The organism is Mesorhizobium sp. M4B.F.Ca.ET.203.01.1.1, from assembly GCF_004791025.1.
GTDB lineage: Bacteria > Pseudomonadota > Alphaproteobacteria > Rhizobiales > Rhizobiaceae > Mesorhizobium > Mesorhizobium abyssinicae.
The window spans coordinates 626,590-645,378 of record NZ_SRUO01000001.1; the positions used below are offsets into that span (position 1 = coordinate 626,590).

18 protein-coding genes are annotated in these 18,789 nt (G+C 65.3%); 11 read left to right on the plus strand and 7 right to left on the minus strand.

The annotated features are described in order from the left end of the window. Positions 1-72: 72 nt before the first annotated feature. A complete protein-coding gene (locus EN846_RS02880) occupies positions 73-993 on the minus strand; it encodes a LysR family transcriptional regulator (RefSeq protein ID WP_127285407.1) in 921 nt (306 codons plus the stop codon). Between the two features lie 285 nt (positions 994-1,278). On the opposite strand from EN846_RS02880, the gene EN846_RS02890 reads away from it, so the two are divergent. The 4 genes from EN846_RS02890 (at position 1,279) to EN846_RS02905 (ending at position 5,637) form a co-directional block, all read left to right on the plus strand. Continuing rightward, the gene (locus EN846_RS02890) at positions 1,279-2,496 is read left to right on the plus strand and encodes a urate hydroxylase PuuD (protein WP_127391963.1); all 1,218 of its coding nucleotides are present in this window, start codon (positions 1,279-1,281) and stop codon (positions 2,494-2,496) included. A gap of 2 nt (positions 2,497-2,498) precedes the next feature. Next, positions 2,499-3,812 carry a guanine deaminase gene (gene guaD, locus EN846_RS02895; RefSeq protein WP_127391964.1) on the plus strand — a complete coding sequence of 438 codons (1,314 nt, stop codon included), beginning with the start codon at positions 2,499-2,501 and terminating at the stop codon, positions 3,810-3,812. A 65-nt stretch (positions 3,813-3,877) separates the two neighbouring features. Then, a complete protein-coding gene (locus tag EN846_RS02900) occupies positions 3,878-4,381 on the plus strand; it encodes a heme-degrading domain-containing protein (RefSeq protein ID WP_127391965.1) in 504 nt (167 codons plus the stop codon). After that, complete coding sequence (locus EN846_RS02905) at positions 4,378-5,637, plus strand: glycerate kinase (RefSeq protein WP_127391966.1); 1,260 nt, start codon at positions 4,378-4,380, stop codon at positions 5,635-5,637. Before EN846_RS02900 ends, EN846_RS02905 begins: the two co-directional genes overlap by 4 nt. A gap of 277 nt (positions 5,638-5,914) precedes the next feature. Here EN846_RS02905 and EN846_RS02915 read toward each other — a convergent pair whose 3' ends face one another. The 3 genes from EN846_RS02915 to EN846_RS02925 form a co-directional block, all read right to left on the minus strand. Then, on the minus strand, positions 5,915-6,577 hold the full coding sequence (locus tag EN846_RS02915; protein ID WP_127391967.1) for a UdgX family uracil-DNA binding protein: 663 nt from the start codon (positions 6,575-6,577) through the stop codon (positions 5,915-5,917). A gap of 53 nt (positions 6,578-6,630) precedes the next feature. Continuing rightward, positions 6,631-8,016, minus strand: a complete 1,386-nt coding sequence (locus EN846_RS02920; RefSeq protein WP_127391968.1) for a glutamine synthetase family protein — start codon at positions 8,014-8,016, stop codon at positions 6,631-6,633. Between the two features lie 74 nt (positions 8,017-8,090). After that, positions 8,091-9,473, minus strand: a complete 1,383-nt coding sequence (locus EN846_RS02925; protein ID WP_128346224.1) for an aspartate aminotransferase family protein — start codon at positions 9,471-9,473, stop codon at positions 8,091-8,093. Between EN846_RS02925 and EN846_RS02930 the strand changes: the two genes are divergently transcribed. After that, on the plus strand, positions 9,433-10,083 hold the full coding sequence (locus tag EN846_RS02930; protein WP_245518502.1) for a hypothetical protein: 651 nt from the start codon (positions 9,433-9,435) through the stop codon (positions 10,081-10,083). The two genes, EN846_RS02925 and EN846_RS02930, sit on opposite strands and share 41 nt — an antisense overlap. A gap of 6 nt (positions 10,084-10,089) precedes the next feature. On the opposite strand, the gene EN846_RS02935 is transcribed toward EN846_RS02930, so the two are convergent. Together EN846_RS02935 and EN846_RS02945 are read right to left on the minus strand one after the other, a co-directional pair. Further along, positions 10,090-11,064 carry a WD40 repeat domain-containing protein gene (locus EN846_RS02935; RefSeq protein WP_127285862.1) on the minus strand — a complete coding sequence of 325 codons (975 nt, stop codon included), beginning with the start codon at positions 11,062-11,064 and terminating at the stop codon, positions 10,090-10,092. Positions 11,065-11,411: 347 nt separating this feature from the next. Next, positions 11,412-12,473 (minus strand): GTP-binding protein, encoded by a 1,062-nt coding sequence (locus EN846_RS02945; protein WP_127392661.1) that lies wholly within the window; start codon positions 12,471-12,473, stop codon positions 11,412-11,414. Positions 12,474-12,609: 136 nt separating this feature from the next. On the opposite strand from EN846_RS02945, the gene EN846_RS02950 reads away from it, so the two are divergent. Together EN846_RS02950 and EN846_RS02955 are read left to right on the plus strand one after the other, a co-directional pair. Beyond that, a complete protein-coding gene (locus EN846_RS02950; RefSeq protein WP_348630818.1) occupies positions 12,610-13,338 on the plus strand; it encodes a protocatechuate dioxygenase in 729 nt (242 codons plus the stop codon). Positions 13,339-13,559: 221 nt separating this feature from the next. Next, positions 13,560-14,030, plus strand: coding sequence for a MarR family winged helix-turn-helix transcriptional regulator (locus EN846_RS02955; RefSeq protein ID WP_127392660.1), 471 nt, complete (start codon positions 13,560-13,562; stop codon positions 14,028-14,030). A 174-nt stretch (positions 14,031-14,204) separates the two neighbouring features. Here EN846_RS02955 and EN846_RS02960 read toward each other — a convergent pair whose 3' ends face one another. Further along, positions 14,205-15,101 carry an AraC family transcriptional regulator gene (locus EN846_RS02960; protein ID WP_127392659.1) on the minus strand — a complete coding sequence of 299 codons (897 nt, stop codon included), beginning with the start codon at positions 15,099-15,101 and terminating at the stop codon, positions 14,205-14,207. A gap of 49 nt (positions 15,102-15,150) precedes the next feature. Between EN846_RS02960 and EN846_RS02965 the strand changes: the two genes are divergently transcribed. The 4 genes from EN846_RS02965 (at position 15,151) to EN846_RS02980 (ending at position 18,703) form a co-directional block, all read left to right on the plus strand. Then, on the plus strand, positions 15,151-15,558 hold the full coding sequence (locus EN846_RS02965) for a DUF2000 family protein (protein ID WP_127285867.1): 408 nt from the start codon (positions 15,151-15,153) through the stop codon (positions 15,556-15,558). A 194-nt stretch (positions 15,559-15,752) separates the two neighbouring features. Beyond that, entirely contained in the window at positions 15,753-16,637 is an 885-nt protein-coding gene (locus tag EN846_RS02970) for a DMT family transporter (RefSeq protein WP_187331356.1), read from the plus strand. A gap of 66 nt (positions 16,638-16,703) precedes the next feature. Continuing rightward, complete coding sequence (locus tag EN846_RS02975) at positions 16,704-17,726, plus strand: LacI family DNA-binding transcriptional regulator (RefSeq protein ID WP_127285869.1); 1,023 nt, start codon at positions 16,704-16,706, stop codon at positions 17,724-17,726. Then, positions 17,723-18,703 carry a 2-hydroxyacid dehydrogenase gene (locus tag EN846_RS02980; RefSeq protein WP_127392658.1) on the plus strand — a complete coding sequence of 327 codons (981 nt, stop codon included), beginning with the start codon at positions 17,723-17,725 and terminating at the stop codon, positions 18,701-18,703. Before EN846_RS02975 ends, EN846_RS02980 begins: the two co-directional genes overlap by 4 nt. The last annotated feature ends 86 nt before the right edge of the window (positions 18,704-18,789 follow it).

Here is an 18,789-nt window from a genome sequence, read left to right on the forward strand (position 1 = left end):
GAACCTAAGTCCGCCTTCGCGCAAGGCAAGCCTGTGGAGTGGGCCAGCGGGCCGTCACTTGCCGGCCAGCCCCTATTTGCCCGCCAGAATATCCTTGATCAGCCGCTGGCAGCGCTCTGCCATGAAGTCGAGCAGCAGCCGTACCTTCGGGTCCTGCAGCTTCTTGTGCGGATAGACGGCGGCGAACTGCACCGGCGTCGGCGGTGTCTTGGCGAGTATCACCTTCAGCCGCTCGTCGCGAATGAAGGGCTCGACCTCGAAGCGCGGCTTGTTGATGATGCCGCGACCCGACAGCGCCCAGCCGGTCAGCACGTCACCGTCGTCGGTGTCATAGGGTCCATGCACCTCGAATTTCTGCGGGCCGGCCGGCGTCTGCAGCGTCCAGACATATTCGCGCGCGCCGGCATAGCGCAGCATCAGGCAGTCGTGCTTCTTGCCGATCAGTTCCTGCGGCTCGGCCGGCTCGCCGCGCGCCTCCAGATATTTCGGCGCCGCCACCAGCACGCGCTCGCATTCCATGATGCCGCGCATCCTGAGGCTGGAATCCTCGATGATGCCCAGCCGGAAGGCGACGTCGATGCCTTCTTTCATGATGTCGACATTGTGATCCGAAAGCCTGAGCCGCACCTCGATATCAGGGTATTTGTCGTGAAAGTCCGGGATGCCGGAGGCGACCAGCCGGCGGCCGAGGCCGAGCGGCGCCGTCACCTTGATCGTGCCGCGCGGCTGGCCGGACAATGCCGAGACGGCGGCCTCGGCCTCGGTTATCGCCTCCAGCACCTGCTTGGCGCCGGTGTAGAATACCGTGCCGTGCTCGGTCGGCATCAGCTGCCTGGTCGTGCGGTTGAACAGGCGGACGCCGAGGTGCTTCTCCAGCTCCTTGATGCGGTTGGAAGCGACCGCCGGCGAAATACGCATATCGCGCCCCGCCGCCGATAGATTGCCGAGCTCGACGACACGGACGAAGACGGCGATGTTGTCGAGATAGGCCATGCGTGGCTCTCAAACGGCTGCGTCAAGCTGTGTCGATTTTCAGGTTATGCCGGCCTGCAAACGGTGGGTTCCTGCGCTTCCGGTGCTCACGTGCTTCAAGCACGCTCCGCTCCGGTTCTCGGAACCCGCCGTTTTCGGCTCGGCCTGACCTGAATCTCAACACAGCTTGCAACCTAGTATTTTTTATTTTTTTTTGAAAGTCATCGCGCACCTCGCCTCTTTTCGTTTTGGCGCCAGACCGTAAAGTCGGGCAATCGGCAGGGACGACTTCCCAAGGGCAACACGATGCTGGATTTCGCGATTTTCTGGGACTGGCTGAGCTTCGCCGTCCGCTGGCTGCATGTCATCACCGGCATCGCCTGGATTGGCTCGTCCTTCTATTTCGTCGCGCTCGACCTCGGGCTGCGCCAGCGCCCCGGCCTGCCGGTCGGCGCCTTCGGCGAGGAATGGCAGGTGCATGGCGGCGGCTTCTATCACATCCAGAAGTATCTGGTGGCGCCGGCCGAGATGCCGGAGCACCTGACCTGGTTCAAATGGGAGTCCTACGCCACATGGCTGTCGGGCTTCGCCATGCTGTGCGTGGTCTACTATGCCGGCGCCGACCTGTTCCTGATCGATCCCAATGTGCTGCCGATGGCGGTGCCGGTCGGCATCCTTTTGTCGATGGCGACCATCGGCGTCGGCTGGGTTGTGTATGATCTGCTTTGCCGCTCGCCGCTGGGCAAGAGCGACACCGGCCTGATGCTGGTGCTCTATGGCGTGCTGGTGTTCATCGCCTGGGGACTCACCCACCTGTTCACCGGTCGCGCCGCCTTCCTGCATCTTGGCGCCATCACCGCCACGATCATGTCGGCCAACGTCTTCATGGTCATCATCCCGAACCAGAAGATCGTCGTCGCCGACCTGATCGCCGGCCGCAAGCCGGACCCGAAATACGGCAAGATCGCCAAGCAGCGCTCGCTGCACAACAACTACCTGACGCTGCCGGTGCTGTTCCTGATGCTGTCGAACCACTATCCGCTGGCGTTCGGCACCGAGTTCAACTGGGTGATCGCCTCGCTGGTGTTCATCATCGGCGTCTTGATCCGGCACTATTTCAACAGCGTCCATGCCCGCAAGGGCAATCCGACCTGGACGTGGCTCGGCGCCGCCGTGCTGTTCGTCATCATCATGTGGCTGTCGACGGCGCCGAAGGTCCTGACCGGCGAACCCAAGGCTTCCGCCGCGGCCGAGACCTATATCGCCTCGGCGCATTTCCAGGCCGTGCGCGACACGGTGCTTGGCCGCTGCTCGATGTGCCATGCCGAGGAGCCGGCCTATGAAGGCATCTACCACGCGCCGAAGGGCGTGATGCTCGACACCGACGCGCGCATCGCCGAGCATGCGCGCGAGATCTACCTGCAGGCCGGCCGCAGCCACGCTATGCCGCCCGCCAACGTCACCCAGATCAGCGACAAGGAGCGGGCGCTGCTGGTCGCCTGGTTCGAAGGCGCGGGAAAGTAAGCATGACCTCGACTCTTCTGCGCGGCCGCACGCTGACCTTCCTGCGCTGGCCGGAAACGATCGACGACCATTCCGCCTGGCGCTACGAGGAGGATGGCGGCCTGCTGATCAGCGACGGCCGGATCGTCGCCTCAGGCGCCTATGCCGATATCGAGAAGCAGGCCGGCGACGGGGCAAGACGGATCGACCATCGCCCGCATCTCATCCTGCCGGGCTTCATCGACGCGCATGTGCATTTCCCGCAGATGCAGATCATCGCCTCCTACGGCGCCGAGCTGCTCGACTGGCTGAACAAATACACCTTTCCCGAGGAGACGAAATTCCGCGACGCCCAGCACGGCCGCCGCATCGCCAGACTGTTCCTCGACGAGATGGTGCGGCATGGCACGACGACGGTCGCCGCCTACTGCTCGGTGCACAAGGCCTCGGCCGAGGCCTTCTTCGCCGAATCGCACGACCGCAACATGCTCAACATCGCCGGCAAGGTGATGATGGACCGCAACGCGCCGGACGGCCTGCTCGACACACCGCAATCAGGCTATGACGACAGCAAGGCGCTGATTGCGGAATGGCACGGCAAGGGGCGCCAGCACTACGCCATCACGCCGCGCTTCGCCATCACCTCGACACCGGATCAGATGGAGATGGCCGGCGCGCTCTGCCGCGAGCATCCCGAACTACACATGCAGACGCACCTCTCGGAAAACCATGCCGAGATCGCCTTCACCCAAGAACTCTATCCCTGGTCGCGCGACTATACCGACGTCTACGAGCATTATGGGCTGCTCGGGAAAAAGAGCCTGTTCGGCCACTGCATCCATCTCTCCGAACGCGAGGCGGATGCGCTGTCGGGCTCCGGCTCGGTGGCGGTGTTCTGCCCGACCTCGAACCTCTTCCTCGGCTCCGGCCTGTTCGACTACCAGCGCTACCGCCGGCGCGAAAAACCGCTCCGGATCGCGGCCGCCACCGATGTCGGCGGCGGCACCAACTATTCCATGCTGCGCACCATGGACGAGGGTTACAAGGTGATCGCGCTGAACGGCGAGAAGCTCAACCCGTTCCAGTCCTTCTGGCAATTGACGCGCGGCAATGCCGAGGCACTGTCGGTCGCCGACAAGGTCGGCACGCTGGATGCCGGCACCGACGCCGACATCGTTGTGCTCGACGCCCGCGTCACGCCGGCGATGCGGCTCAGGATGGAGACGGTCGGCGCGCTGGCCGAGGAACTGTTTCTCCTGCAGACGCTGGGCGACGACCGCGCCGTGCGCGAGGTCTATGTCGCTGGCCGGCCGGCGAAGAGCGCGATCGCGATCTAGCATTCCGGCTTGACCCCACGGCAACCATCGGCCAAAGCGTGCGGCGACATCGACAGGGGAACGACATGGCCGTTGCCGACGACATCGCTCTGATCAAGAAACAGGAAGCCACGCTGGTCTTTCCTGCCTTCGACGAGGCCGTCGCCTTCGAGATCGGCTCGGCGATCCGCAAGCGGGCGCTGGCCGAGAACCTGCCGATCATCGTCGACATCAGAACCTTCGACCGGCCGCTGTTCTATGCCGCGATGCCGGGTTCGAACGCCTCCAATCCCGACTGGGCGCGGCGCAAGATCAATGTGGTGAAGCGGTTCCTGAAAAGCACCTACCGCATGGTGCTGGAGCAGCAGCGCCCCGACCGCACCTTCAAGGTCGGCGAGGGGCTGGATGTCGCCGACTACGTGCTGGCCGGCGGCGGCTTTCCGGTCACCGTCAACGGCGCCGGCGTGATCGGCGTGATCGCCGTTTCGGGCCTGCCGGAGCGCGAGGACCACGGCGTGGTGGTCGACGCGCTGTGCGCGCATCTGGGCGCCGACCGCAAGCAATTGGCCCTGGCGCCGGAAGCACAATGACAGACCCCAAATCCTTCCTGACGTCGATCTTCAACGCCGCGGTCGCCGCCGCCGATCCCGAAAAGACGATCCGCGATCATCTGCCGGCAAGGCCGAAGGGCCGCACTATCGTCATCGGCGCCGGCAAGGGCTCGGCGCAGATGGCCGCCGCCTTCGAGAAGGTGTGGGACGGCCCGATCGACGGGCTGGTCGTCACCCGCTACGGCTATGGCGCGAAATGCGAGCGCATAGAGATCATCGAGGCGGCGCATCCGGTGCCGGATGCAGCCGGCCTCGAGGCCTCGCGCCGGCTGCTGGACAAGGTGCGCGGGCTGACGGCGGACGATCTGGTGGTGGCGCTGATCTCCGGCGGCGGTTCGGCGCTTTTGCCCTCGCCTGCTCCCGGCCTGACACTGGCCGACGAGATCGCCGTCAACGAGGCGCTGCTCGCCTCCGGCGCGCCGATCGCGGCGATGAACACGATCCGCAAGCATGTCTCGACCATCAAGGGCGGCCGGCTCGCGGCCGCCGCACATCCCGCCAGGGTGGTGTCGCTGGTCGTTTCCGACATTCCCGGCGACAACCCGGCCCTCGTCGCGTCCGGCCCGACCGTTCCCGACACCGGCAGCCGCGAGGATGCGCTGGCATCGATATCAGCCTACGGCATGAAGCTGCCGGCCTCGGTCATGGCGCACATCAATTCGCCGGCTGCGGACGCGCCGCGCCCGGACGATCCGGTCTTCGCCGGCAATGAAGTGCATCTGATCGCGTCGGCCGGCGTGTCGCTGGAAGCCGCCGCCGCCGAGGCAAAGCGGCAGGGAATAGAAGCCGTCATCCTCTCCGATTCCATCGAGGGGGAGGCGCGCGAGGTGGGCGGCGTTCATGCCGCCATCGCGCGCGAGGTGGCGACGCGCGAGCGTCCGTTCGCCAAGCCGGTGCTGATCCTGTCGGGCGGCGAGACGACGGTGACGCTGCGAGCAAAAGGCAAGGGCGGCCGCAATTCGGAATTTCTGCTCGCCTTTGCGATCGCCATTGGCGGCGTGGACGGCATTCACGCGCTGGCGGCCGACACCGACGGCATCGACGGCTCGGAAGACAATGCCGGCGCCTTCGCCGACGGCTCGACGGTGTCGCGCATGCGCGCCGCCGGCATCGACGCCAAGGCGATGCTCGCCGGCAACAATGCCTGGACGGCCTTCAATGCGGTCGGGGATCTGTTTGTGCCGGGGCCGACGGGCACGAATGTCAATGATTTGAGAGCGATTCTCGTCCGTTAACGTTGCCGCATTGCCCTTGCGCAAGCGTCGGCGCTGCCCCTCATCCGCCTGCCGGCACCTTCTCCCCGTATAGTGACGGGGAGAAGGCAACTGGCTGCGAACGTCTGCGCTAATTCAGCTATATGGGTGGTTGGCGAAATCATGCGCGGCAGCGCCTTTCTCCCCGTCACTATACGGGGAGAAATGCCCGGTAGGGCAATGAGGGGCGGCGCGAACTTGTCGGTGGTTGTTAATCAATGTTGAGGGCATCCGAAGAGGCGCACCGAAGCATAATTGATCAAACCGCCATCAGCCGCTTCACCTTTCTCATGTCCTTGAGGAATCGTTCCCGCTCGGCTTGCTTGTCCTCCTGTTCGCGGATGCGCAGAATGAAGGAGGGATGGATGGTGATGAAGATGCGCAGGCCGTCCTCGCGCTCGATCACCTCGCCGCGCATTTTAGTCACCGGCACGGCCTTGCCGAGCAGCGACTGCGCCGCCGTGGCGCCGAGCGCCACCACCAGATTTGGCTTGATCAGATCGAGTTCACTGTCCAGCCACCAGCGGCAGGCCTGGACCTCGCCGGCATTCGGCTTGGAATGGATTCGGCGCTTGCCGCGCGGCTCGAATTTGAAGTGTTTGACTGCGTTGGTGACGTAGACCTTCTGCCGCTCGATATCGGCATCCTCTAGCGTGGCGTCGAAGATCCTTCCGGCCGGTCCGACGAACGGTTTGCCGGCCAGATCCTCCTGGTCGCCCGGCTGCTCGCCGACGAACACAAGCTCGGCGCTGTCCGGTCCTTCGCCGAAGACGGTCTGCGTCGCATTGCGCCAGAGCGGGCAACGGCGACAGGCTTTCGCCGCCTCGCGCAAGTCGCCGATCGACGCCTTCTCGCCGGGTGTCGGCTCGATATCGTCCGAACCGCGCCTGGCCGGTGCCTTTGCCTGGGTCGTTGCGGCCATCCTGTGCCTCATCCATTTCAGGGTGAAATGGACCGGGCGGGCTATGGTTCCGCTCAGACCTCGTGCAGATAGAGGTGGTAGTCGAGCTCGCTGACGGTGCGGGCGACGCGCAGATATTCGGCCTGCTTGATGGCGACGAAGGTGCGATGCAGGTCGTCGCCGAGCGCTTCCTTCAGAAAGCTCGATGCCCTCGCCGCCTCGATTGCGGCGCGCCAGTCCACCGGCATGGCGCTGTGCCCGGCCGCCTGCTCATAGCCGTTGCCGGTGGTTTCCGGCCCGGGATCGAGGCCTTCGTCGAGCCCCCTGGAGACACCGGCCAGCACCGTCGCCGCCACCAGATAGGGATTGGCGTCGACGCCCGACGGCCGATGCTCGATGCGCCGGTTCCTGGCGTCGCCCGCAGGCACACGCAGCGCCACCGAACGGTTGTTGACGCCCCAGGTCGGCGCCACCGGCGCGTAGGATTGCGAGACGAAGCGGCGCCAGGAATTGGCGTGCGGCGCAAACACCAGCATCGATTCCGCCATGGTCTGGATCAGGCCGCCGAGGGCGCTCAGCAGTTTCGGCGACCATTTTTCGCCTTCGGCCTCGGCGAAGACGTTCCTGCCGGCATCGTCTTGCAACGAGACATGGAAATGCATGCCGGAACCGGCATATTTCTCGATCGGCTTGGCCATGAAGCAAGCGGTGACGCCGTGGCGGCGCGCCTGTGCCCTGACCAGACGCTTCAGCATGACGAGGTCGTCGGCCGCCCGCATCACGTCCTTGCGGTAGTTCAGCGTCAGCTCGTATTGGCCCGGCGCATATTCGGAAATCACCGTCTCGGCCGGAATGCCTTGTACCCTGGCGGCGGCATAGATGTCGGAAAACAGCGGCTCCATGCCGTGCAAATGGTCAACCGAATAGACCTCGGTCTTGGCCGAGCGGCGCCCGTCGAGAACGGCATGCGCCGGCTGCACCTTGCCGTCGGCATCGCGCTCATTGGCGAGAAGAAAAAATTCGAGCTCGAAGGCGCCGGCCGGATGCAGGCCCTTGGCCGCCAGACGCTCGACCTGCCGCTTGAGCGCCAGACGGGGATCGGAGCTCATCGGCTGGCCGTCGAGATGGTACATCGCCATCAGCACCTGGCCGCGCGGCGGGCTGGTGCCGTGGAGCGGCACCAGCGTGCCGGGGATCGGCCATGCGCGGAGGTCGCCGTCGCCGGTGTCCCAGACCAGGCCGGTCTCGTGCACGTCCTCGCCGGTGATGTCGAGGCCGAGGATCGAGATCGGCAGGTGCCGGCCGCCCTCGAAAATGCCCATCAACTCGTGCCGGCGCACGATCTTGCCGCGGCCGATGCCGTTGGCGTCGGTCAAGACGATGTCGAAAGCCTCGATTTCCGGATGGGTGTCGAGAAAGGCTTTCGCCTCGGTGGGCGTCGAGCCCGAAGGTGAAGTCATGATGGAACTCTGCTTTGGCTGGCCGCCGATCTTCCAGCCGCTTGTCTCATGCCACTTGTCTCATGCCGCTTGTCTCATGCCGCAAGCCTTGCCGCAACGGCGGCGAAAGCGGTGATCAGCCGGTTGACCTGGGCCGCCGTCGTGGCCGGCGAGATCAGCATCATGTTGTGGAAGGGCGCGATCAGCACGCCCTGGTTGACCAGCGCGACATGAATGGCGGCTTCCAGCTCCGGCGCATGCGCCGCCTCCGCCTCGCCGCCGTTGCGCAGTGGTCCCGGCGCGCAGATGAACTCGACACGGGCGCCGACGCGGGCGACATGCCAGGGCAGACGGCAGCGGTCGATGACGGCGGTCAGCCCGGCATCGAGCCGCCGCGCCAGCCGGTCCATGCGGGCATAGGCCGCCTCGGTCATCACCTGTTCGAGTGCCGCGCGCATCGTGGCGAATTGCAGCGGGTTGGCCGACAGCGTCGTGCCCATGCCGGAATAGCCGGGCTCCTTGGTCCGGTTGTAGGCGGCGTAGCGGCTGGCGATCTCGTCGCTCAGGCCCCAGACGCTCGCCGGCACGCCGCCGGCCACCGGCTTGCCGAGGACGAAGAGATCGGGCTCCAGCCCGTGCTTCTTGGTGTAGCCGCCGGGACCGGTGGAGATGGTGTGCGTCTCGTCGATCAAAAGCAGCGTGCCGGCGGCGCGGGTGAGGCGCCGCAGCGCGTCGTGGAAGCCCGGCTCGGGCAGCACCATACAGGAGTTGGTCAGCACCGGCTCGGTGATGACGCAGGCGACATCCCTGTCGGCGAGCGCCGCTTCCAGTGCGGCGACATCGTTGAATTCCACGATCTTCGTTGCCCGCGTCAGGTCGCGGAACTCGCCCGCCAGGCCCGGCCGGTTCACCGGCTTGCCGTCAACCAGCCGCACCATCGTCTCGTCGACCGAGCCGTGATAGCAGCCGTTGAAGACCAGTATCTTCTCGCGCCCGGTCACCGCGCGGGCGACGCGCAGCGCGAAACGGTTGGCGTCGGTCGCGGTGGTGGCGATCTGCCAGAACGGCAGGCCGAAGCGCTGCTGGAGCAGCGGGCCGATGGCCAGCGCATCCTCGCTGGGCAGCATATAGGTCAGACCGCGCCCGGACTGTCGGCGGATGGCGCGGGCGACCGGCGGCGGAGAATGGCCGAACATCGAACCGGTGTCGCCGAGGCAGAAATCGTCGAGCCGGTTGCCGTCGATGTCGGTGATGGTGGCGCCCCTGGCGCTGTCGACAAGGATCGGAAACGGCGTCGGCCAATCGTTCATCCAGTGCATCGGCACGCCGCCGAAAAAGCCGGGCAGGCCGTTGCCGGCCTTGGCCTCGGATTTCGGCCGCGCCTTGCGGAAAACCTCAGCCTCCGTGTCGCGCAGCATGGCAATGCGCTCGCGGCTGATGCCGCCGATCGACGTCTTTGAATGGCTGGTTGAATGCATGAAGACCCCTCTCGCCGTTCACTGTAGACAATCGCCGTCTCAAACCGCAATTGGCCGCCTGCTTGCCGTGCATTGGTTCAGCGGCAGCCGGCTGGCGCTTGACCTCGAGGCAAAGCCCGGCATCAATAAGGGCGTGGCTTGGTTCTGGGGGAGAAAAATGCGGGCGATCATTTGCACTGCGACATTGCTTCTGTCGGCTGGCTCGGCCCTTGCGAGCGGCGGCATCTGGTGCTCCGCCGAGGATGCGGGGGCAATATTCCAGGTCGAAGCCGGCGTCACCAGGGGCATGGGCGGGCCGACGTTCAATTTTCGCGGCGATCTCGAAATTCTCGGCAGGCCTGCCGACGACAGCCTGCGCAAGACCGTCTTCGAGGATTCCAACCTGACGCAATACTGGCTCGACGGCGAGGAATTGCGGCTGAACATCTATCGCGAGCACGAAGTCGCTGAACATATCAACTCGGTCGAACTGACAATCCTGACCAAGACCAGCGACGAAGGCGTCTATGACGGGCGCTATACGCTCGCCATCTACGACGCCGCGGCGGATACGGACCAGGACGGCAAGCCGGTTGAAGTCAAAGGCAAAGTATCCTGCGGGGCAGAATAGCCGCGGCTATGCGGAAATATCGATGACGCCGCAGTCGCCGGCGGCGCTGCCGAAGACGACGCGGCGCTCTTGCCTGTCCCACATCATCGCGGTGATGGCGCCCTTGCCCGGGCGGCGCAGCAGCACTTCCTTGGCGTCGGCGAAGCGCACCGCCATCACCATGCCGTCGTCATAGCCGATCGCCACCACATCCTGGCTCGGATGGCAGGCGACCGTGGTCACCATGGCGTTGCCGCGCGTGCCGAGCTCCAGCGGTGCCTTGCCCATCGGGCCGTCCTTGCCGGTAAACGGCCAGACGATCGCCGCCGGCGCGCCCGAGCTCGCCAGCCATTTGCCCTTCGGCGCCCATGACAGGCTTTTGACCTTTGCCGGATAGCCGCTCATGCGCATGTGCTTGCCGTCGGCGAGCTTCCAGCCGTGCAGCGCGTTTTCCTGCATCGTGGTGACGAGGAAGGCGCCGTCCGGCGAGAAGGTGATGCCGGTATGGGCGCCGGCCCATTCGAGCTCCACCGGCTTGCCCTCGGCGGCGGGGAAATGCAGCGTCGCGCCATTGTAGCGGGCGACGCCGAAGCGCATGCCCTTGGGCGAGAAGGCCAATCCCTCGACCGAGCGCGGGTGGGCGAATTCCTTGGTCTTGCCGTCGGCGAAGCGCACGAAGGCGGTCTTGCCCGAAGCAAAGGCGATCGCGCCCTGCGGGCCGGCGGCGATGCTGGTGATCCATTTCCTGCCGGCGCTCGCCAGTTCCTCGACGTTGCCGCCCGCGGTGGTCGAAAAGACCTTGCCGTCCTCGCCGCCGGTGATCAGCCGGTCATTGGCGGCATCGTGAAAGGAGGCAAGCAGTCCGTCATTGGCCTGAACGGTCTTATGGCCGTTGTCGAGGCGGTGGATTGTGCCATCGGCGAGCGCGAAATGCGGCACATCGCCGAGGAAGACGGCGGCGACGCAATGGCCTTCGAGATCAAGCGGGGCGACAGTGGGCATGGCTATCTTTGTCTGGTGAAAGTGCAGAAGGCGGCTTACTCGACGTTTGTACGTCCGGCAACCATGAGGGGGATATTCGCCAGCGATGGCGCCGCCCCTCATTGTCCTGCCGGACATTTCTCCCCGTATAGTGACGGGGAGAAAGAGGGCTGTCGCGGATGATCTCGCCAATCTTCAGCGCTACAGAATAGGCGTCGACATCGCGGCCAGCCTTCTTCTCCCCGTCACTATACGGGGAGAAGGTGCCGGCAGGCGGATGAGGGGCGGCGCCAACGGTTGGAAATTGTCGCTACAGAATGCTTGGCAGTGCTTCGATCGCCCTAAGCAGCCTGTCCTCTCCCGAACGTTCAAGCCGCCTGGCAGGCCTCGAAGCTCTTGCGCAGCCGCTCGGCGTCGAGCTCGCGGCCGATGAAGACCAGCCGGCTCTCGTGCTTCTCGCCATCCCTCCAGGCGCGCTGGTGATCGCCCTCGATGATCATGTGGACGCCCTGGATGACGTAGCGCTCATCGTCGCCTTTCAGCGCGATGATGCCTTTCAGCCGCAGGATGTTGGGGCCTTCCATCTGGGTGATCTTCTCGATCCACGGGAAGAACTTCTTCGGGTCCATCTCGCCGCCGCGCAGCGACACCGACTGCACCGTCACGTCATGGATGTCCGAAGGATGCGCATGGTCATGATGGTGATCGTGGTCATGGTCATGGTCATGATGATGGTGATCATGGTCATGATCGTGGTGATCGTGATCATGGTCGTGCGCTTCGAGGAAATGCGGGTCGTTCTCCAGCGCGCGGGCAAGGTCGAAGGCGCCGCGATCGAGCACCTCGGCCAGCGCGACACCGGCGCGCGTGGTACGGTGGATCCGGGCCGACGGGTTGATGGCGCGGATCGTCGCCTCGACCTTGGCGAGTTCGTCCGGCGTCACGAGGTCGGTCTTGTTGAGCACCACCACGTCCGCGAATGCGATCTGGTCCTCGGCTTCCTTGGAATCCTTCAGCCTGAGCGGCAGGTGCTTGGCGTCGACCAGCGCCACCACGGCGTCGAGCTTGGTCTTGGAACGCACATCGTCGTCCATGAAGAAGGTCTGCGCCACCGGCACCGGATCGGCGAGGCCCGTGGTCTCGACGACGATGGCGTCGAAGCGGCCGGGACGGCGCATCAGGCCCTCGACGACGCGGATCAGGTCGCCGCGCACCGTGCAGCAGACGCAGCCATTGTTCATCTCGTAGATTTCCTCGTCGGATTCCACGATCAAGTCGTTGTCGATGCCGATCTCGCCGAACTCGTTGACGATGACGGCATAGCGCTTGCCGTGGTTCTCCGACAGGATGCGGTTGAGCAAGGTCGTCTTGCCGGCGCCGAGGTAGCCGGTCAGCACGGTTACGGGGATCTGCGTCTGCGCTTGGCTCATGTCTTGCCTCGAAAAGTCTTCCTGCCTCGGAAAATCCGGGCTTCGAAAAGGGGAGTGTCGGCTCCATATAGGGTGTGTGCCACGCATTTGCACGCGGCAAACCGATGGGCCAGGCAGCAGGCCGGAAAGGCGCCAGATGTCCGACAAGCGAGCTTCCTTGCCAATCTCCCGGCGCCGGGCGCTCGGCCTGATTGCCGTCACCGCCGGCGGCGGCAGCTTTATGCCGTCCACCGCGCCAGCGGCGCAGGTTTCGTCCTATGCCGGGCTTGCCCTTTTCGATGCCGGCGCCGGCGTTTGCGCCATCACGCCCGAGGCGACCGAGGGGCCGTTCTACTTCGACCCGAAGCTCGAACGCGCCGACATCGCCGAGGGAAAGAGCGGTGTCGGCCTGACTGTGAAGCTGCAGGTGGTCGATGCCACCTGCAGCCGCTGGCTGGGGCGCGGGTCGATGTCTGGCATTGCGACGCGCAAGGCCACTATTCCGGCTCCGGGCCAGGGCGACGGCCAGGATGTCGACACGTCAGGCCAGACTTTCCTGCGCGGCTGGCAGAAAACAGACGAACGCGGCATCGTGTCCTTCGCCACCATCTATCCCGGGTGGTATCGCGGCCGCACCACCCATATCCACTTCAAGATCTTCCCGGACGACAGCTCGACGATGACCGGCCAGCTGTTCTTCCCCGACGCGCTCAGCGATCAGATCTTTGCGACCGTGCCGCCCTATGCCGAGCGCGCCGGCAAGCGCGACACGTCGAATGCGCGGGACGGCATCGCGAGACGCGCGGGACCGCTGGCGCAGGCGGCCTTGCGCGAGGCGGCGGACGCCTACCAGGCGCTGCTGGTCGTCGCGGTGAAGTCCGGCTGAGGCTCGGCTTTGCACGCCTCGACGCGCCCGCCGGAAAGCCTTCCCGCAGGGGAAAAGTCGTTTGTCATCTAACTGAAATAAACATCTGGCATCACCTCGGCGGACATCGCAATGCTTGCCGGCAAAGCTGTGCTGCAAGCCGGATTCTTTTTGATCGTCGATTGCCAACCGGCAGGCAGCCTCTATGCTGTCGGCACCGGTTCGGCCGAAGAGGGATGACCATGGCCAAGGCGGACAAGACAGCGACAATGAGCCGGCTGCATTCGGCGGCGCGACTGGCGCGCACGGCGCTCGCAGCGCGTCTTCTGGCGCATGGTTTCTATGCCGGGCAGGACCAGATCATGCTGGCGCTCGACCGCGAGGACGGCCAGACGCCCGGCAACCTCGCCGGCCGCCTGGGGGTGCGCCCGCCGACCATCACCAAGACCATCAACCGGCTGCAGGCGCAGGGTTTTCTCGAAAAGCGCGCCTCCAACGCCGATGCCCGCCAGGCCCACATCTTCCTCACCGATACCGGCCGCGACATCATCCACGCCATCGAGAAATCGGTGAAGAAGACCGAGAAGCAGGCGCTGAAGGGCCTCGACAAGAAGGACCAGAAGGCGCTGTTCAAACTGCTCGCCCGGGTCGAAGCCAATCTTTCGAACGAAGATCTGGTGCTCATCGACGACGACGCCGAGCTGGATGATTAACGAGCGACGCGTCTCGCAGCGACGCGTAAGCGCGACGCGCAGCGTCGTCGCGGTGCAGTGCGCCAGCGTTGCCCTTTAACGAGCGACGCGGTGAGCATGGTCGCTCCAAGTAGCACCCAAGCATCGGCGGCTTAGCGGAAGGGCGACGACGCTGCACGTCGCGCCTGAGAGCTATCACTGGGCGTCTCGCGGTTGAGCGACGACGCTGCGCGTCGCGCTTCGAACCAAGCTCGACCAACGCCCGGGCGTTAGCCCGAACGCCTTCTTGAAATGTCGGTTGAAATGGCTCTGGTCGCTGAAGCCGGCGGCAACGGCGATTTCGGCCAGCGGCTCGCCCGCCTCGATCATCCGGCGCGCCCGCTGCAGCCGGCGCATCACAAGGAAGCGATGCGGGCTGGTGGCGTAAGTGGCGCGGAAATGGCGCGAGAGCGCGTAGCGGTCGAGGCCGGTAACGGCTTCCAGTTCACCTGACCGCACCGGCCGCCCGGCATTCTCCTCGAGATAATCGCGCGCAAGTGCTGCGGCGCGCCATGCCGTCTTTCCCATCGGCTTCGCCGGCTGCCCGGCATGTCGACCGAGGTTCCGCGCCAGCCGCGCGATGAAATCGGCGACGAACAGCTCGTCCAATTCTTCCTCCAGCGGCGCCAGCGCCGACAGCAGCGTGCCGCGCAGCGCCGGATCACTCACCACCGCATCCTCAACGAAAGGCAGCGGCGCGCCGCGCAGGCAATCGATGAGCAGCGACGGTTCGAGATACAGGATCCTGTAGCGCAGTCCGTCCTCCGTGCCGGCGCCGCCATCGTGCAACTCGTCGGGATGCAGCACGATCACCTGGCCGGGCAGGCTGTGCCGCAGCGCGCCGCGATAGCGGAAGCGCTGGACGCCGTGCAGCGTGACGCCGATGGCATAGGTGTCGTGACGGTGCAATTCGAAGGCATTGCCGTGGAAGCGCGCCTCGATGCGCTCGATGCCGGTGCCTGCCGGCGCCGACACGATACGGTCCCCGGTGACCTCGCCCGAGCACGAACGTTCAAGACCCTGCACAGGCTCCGCGGCTAGATCGTGTGGCATCGCTTCATCCAGGCCTGTCACAGGCCGCCTCCCGGAGACTTGAATCTTGGTGTTCGATACGAAATTTGCAATCGTGCTCAGGGACGATCTCGCCGTCTGGCAAAAGCTCAACGTCACCGCCTTCCTCACCAGCGGCATCGTTGCCCAGTTCCCGGAGATCATCGGCGAGCCCTACCGCGACCGTGCCGGCAACATCTACAACCCGCTGTCGATCCAGCCGGTGATCGTGCTGTCGGCGGACGGACCGACGCTGAATGCGATCCATCGCCGGGCGCTGGAGCGCGGCGTGACGACATCGGCCTATGTCGAGGAGATGTTTTCGACCGGGCACGACGCCGCCAACCGCGCCGTCTTCGCCGAATTCGCGCCCGATGACGCCAGGGTCGTCGGCATCGCGCTGCGTGCCGAGAAGAAGCTCGTCGACAAGATCGTCAAGGGCGCCCGCATGCAGTCATGATTGAAGCCCGCAGGCGCTGGTCCACGGAGCGCCTGGACTGAGCCTGTCCGGGGACGCTTGTTGGGCCAGTCGCTTTTGGCTTGCCGGCCAGCGGCGATTGCCGCAAAAGGTGGCGTCTACCTTTCCTCGGCCCGACCTTGAGCATTCCCAAAAATCAAGACGACAGCGCAACGCCGCCGGCGGCGATGCTGCTGATGCTGTGCGTGTATGTCTGCTTCACCTTTCTCGACACCAGCAGCAAATATCTGGTGCTGGCCGGCGTCTCGGCGCTGATCGTCGCCTGGGCTCGCTTCGTCGTTCATGTGCTGCTTGTCGGCGTGTTCCTGCGCGGCTGGCGCGAGCCGTCGCGTTTTCGCGCCAGGAACCTGACCGCGCATATCCTGCGCGGCGCGTTCCTGTTCGGCTCGACCATGTGCAACATTTTCGCGCTGCGAACCCTGCAACTGGCGGAGACGACATCGATCTACTTCTTCGGCCCGATGGTGATCACCGCGCTTGCCGGTCCGCTGCTCGGCGAATGGGCGGGCTGGCGGCGCTGGCTGGCGATCCTCACCGGCTTCGTCGGCGTGCTGATCATCACCCGGCCGGGCGTCGGCGTGTTCGGCATCGGCCATCTCTTCGCGCTCGGCTCGATGCTGTCGAACAGCTTCTATGTCATCATGACCCGCCGCATGTCGGCTACGGAAAGCTCGGAAAGCCTGATCCTGTTCTCGGCACTGGCGCCGACCGTGCTGCTGTTGCCCATGCTGCCGTTCTCAGTGTCGTTGCCGCATGACGGGTGGCACTGGTTCATCCTCCTGATGCTCGGCGTGTTCGGCGCCACCGGCCATTGGCTGCTGGTGCAGGCCTATCGCCTGGCGACCACCACGGCGCTCGCCCCCTACCCCTATTCGCAGATGGTGTGGATGATCATTTCCGGCTGGATCATCTTCAACCAGTTTCCCGACCGCTGGACGCTGCTGGGGGCTGCCATCATCGTCGCCAGCGGCCTTTACATCATTCATCGCGAACACCGGCTTCGCCTGCGCAACAGCGCGACGCTGGACGCAGAGGCCGAAGCCCTGGCAAAAAAACTTTGATTTGCCGGGGATCGATGGCATAAGAGCCGCCTTTAAACAGTTTAAATCGGTTCGGGGAGCGAAGGGCTGGCACAGAAGATCAAGCTTTCGACGATCGCGGATGCGCTCGGTGTGTCCACGGCCACGGTGTCGCTGGCGCTGCGCGACAGCCCGCTGGTGGCGGGCAGCACACGCGACCGCATCAAGGAACACGCCCGCGCCATCGGCTATATCTACAATCGCCGCGCCGCCAGCCTGCGCACCTCGCGCTCAGGCATTGTCGGCGTCGTCGTGCACGACATCATGAACCCGTTCTTCGCCGAGATCCTGCGTTCGATCGAAAGCGAGCTCGACCGCAGCCGGCAGACCTTCATCCTGTCCAACCACTACGACCAGCTCGAAAAGCAGCGCACCTTCATCGACACGCTGCTGCAGCTCGGCGCCGACGGCGTCATCATGTCGCCGGCCATCGGCACGCCGGCCGAGGACATCGTCATGGCCGAGGACAACGGCCTGCCGGCGGTGTTGATCGCGCGCAGCGTCGCCGGGGCCGACGTGCCGGTCTTCCGCGGCGACGACGCCTATGGCACGGCGCTGGCCACCAACCACCTGATCTCGCTCGGCCACAAGCGCATCGCCATGATCGGCGGCACCGACCAGACGTCGACCGGCCGCGACCGTTACCAGGGTTATCTCAACGCCATGGAGGCGGCGGGGCTGGAGGTCAGGCCGTCCTGGCGCATCGCCGGCCCGCGCACCAAACAGGCCGGGTTCGAGGCCGCCGGCCAGTTCTTGGCGCTGAAAGACAAGCCGACCGCCGCCTGCTGCTGGAACGATCTCGTCGCCATCGGCCTGATGAACGGCATCGCCCGCGCCGGCCTGGTGCCGGGCGTCGACATCTCGGTCACCGGCTATGACGATCTCGAGGAGGCGGCAATCGCGACACCGGCATTGACGACGGTCTGGAACGGCCAGCGCGAGGTCGGCCGCCGCGCCGCCAGCGCGCTGCTCGACAAGCTGAATGGACAGACGGTGCGGCCGTCGCAGGAACTGATCAAGCCGGAACTGCATGTGCGCCAGTCGACCGGCAAGCCGGTGGAGCGGGCATGACCAAGACCGAACAGCAGCCGGTCGCCATCCTGGTGGCCGGCCATTTCAACGACCATGCCGTCGGCCGCATCGATCGCACGTTCCGGCGGATCGGGATCGAGCGGGCCGATCCGTCGCTGGTCACCGACGAGATGCGCGAGACGGTGCGCGGCATCGCCTGCTTCGGCGGCATCAACGCAGCCCTGATGGACGCACTACCCCGGCTCGAGATCATCGCGAATTTCGGCGTCGGCTACGATTCGGTCGACGCCCGCCATGCCGGGCAAAACGGCATCATGGTGACCAACACGCCGGACGTGCTGACCGAGGAGGTCGCCGACACCACGATCGGTCTGCTGATCAACACCGTGCGCGAAATGTACGCCGCGGAGAAATGGCTGCGCGACGGCGGCTGGGTGAAGACCGGCCACTACCCGCTGAGCCGGCTCACCTTGCGCGGCCGCAGCGTTGGCATCTTCGGCATGGGCCGCATCGGCCTCGCGGTCGCCCGCCGGCTGGAGGCTTTCGCGCTGCCGGTCTCCTACCACAACCGCCGCAAGGTTGAGGGCCTGCCCTACGGCTACCACGCGACCCTGAAAGGCCTGGCCGAGGCGGTCGACACGCTGATTTGCATCGCGCCGGGCGGCGCCGCGACGGAGAAGGCGATCAATGCCGAGATCCTGTCGGCGCTCGGCCCGAACGGCGTCTTCGTCAACATCGGCCGCGGCAGCACGGTGGACGAGGCTGCGCTTGCCGCCGCCCTTGCCAACGGCACCATCGCCGCCGCCGGACTCGATGTCTTTGCCGACGAACCGAACGTGCCGAGGGCGCTGCTCGAAGCGCCGAACACTTCGCTGCTTCCTCATGTCGGCTCGGCGTCGGAGCACACACGTCGCGCCATGGCGGATCTGTGCGTCGACAATCTCATCTCCTGGTTCAGCGAGCGCCGGCCGCTGACCCCGGTGCCGGAGACGGTTGAGGTCAAGCCGCGCGGTTGACCCCGGTCGGCCCGGCCATATTTCTTAGCGAACGGTTAACCATTTGGAATCACTATGCATACTTCGTTATGCATAGGCAGGCCGAA

What these genes read in the sequence shown, in the direction of transcription:
- EN846_RS02880 (WP_127285407.1), bottom strand. Translation starts at nt 993, where the DNA reads ATGGCCTATCTCGACAACATCGCCGTCTTCGTCCGTGTCGTCGAGCTC.
- EN846_RS02890 (WP_127391963.1), top strand. Translation starts at nt 1,279, where the DNA reads ATGCTGGATTTCGCGATTTTCTGGGACTGGCTGAGCTTCGCCGTCCGC.
- guaD (WP_127391964.1), top strand. Translation starts at nt 2,499, where the DNA reads ATGACCTCGACTCTTCTGCGCGGCCGCACGCTGACCTTCCTGCGCTGG.
- EN846_RS02900 (WP_127391965.1), top strand. Translation starts at nt 3,878, where the DNA reads ATGGCCGTTGCCGACGACATCGCTCTGATCAAGAAACAGGAAGCCACG.
- EN846_RS02905 (WP_127391966.1), top strand. Translation starts at nt 4,378, where the DNA reads ATGACAGACCCCAAATCCTTCCTGACGTCGATCTTCAACGCCGCGGTC.
- EN846_RS02915 (WP_127391967.1), bottom strand. Translation starts at nt 6,577, where the DNA reads ATGGCCGCAACGACCCAGGCAAAGGCACCGGCCAGGCGCGGTTCGGAC.
- EN846_RS02920 (WP_127391968.1), bottom strand. Translation starts at nt 8,016, where the DNA reads ATGACTTCACCTTCGGGCTCGACGCCCACCGAGGCGAAAGCCTTTCTC.
- EN846_RS02930 (WP_245518502.1), top strand. Translation starts at nt 9,433, where the DNA reads ATGCCGCCGATCGACGTCTTTGAATGGCTGGTTGAATGCATGAAGACC.
- EN846_RS02925 (WP_128346224.1), bottom strand. Translation starts at nt 9,473, where the DNA reads ATGCATTCAACCAGCCATTCAAAGACGTCGATCGGCGGCATCAGCCGC.
- EN846_RS02935 (WP_127285862.1), bottom strand. Translation starts at nt 11,064, where the DNA reads ATGCCCACTGTCGCCCCGCTTGATCTCGAAGGCCATTGCGTCGCCGCC.
- EN846_RS02945 (WP_127392661.1), bottom strand. Translation starts at nt 12,473, where the DNA reads ATGAGCCAAGCGCAGACGCAGATCCCCGTAACCGTGCTGACCGGCTAC.
- EN846_RS02950 (WP_348630818.1), top strand. Translation starts at nt 12,610, where the DNA reads ATGTCCGACAAGCGAGCTTCCTTGCCAATCTCCCGGCGCCGGGCGCTC.
- EN846_RS02955 (WP_127392660.1), top strand. Translation starts at nt 13,560, where the DNA reads ATGGCCAAGGCGGACAAGACAGCGACAATGAGCCGGCTGCATTCGGCG.
- EN846_RS02960 (WP_127392659.1), bottom strand. Translation starts at nt 15,101, where the DNA reads ATGCCACACGATCTAGCCGCGGAGCCTGTGCAGGGTCTTGAACGTTCG.
- EN846_RS02970 (WP_187331356.1), top strand. Translation starts at nt 15,753, where the DNA reads ATGCTGTGCGTGTATGTCTGCTTCACCTTTCTCGACACCAGCAGCAAA.
- EN846_RS02980 (WP_127392658.1), top strand. Translation starts at nt 17,723, where the DNA reads ATGACCAAGACCGAACAGCAGCCGGTCGCCATCCTGGTGGCCGGCCAT.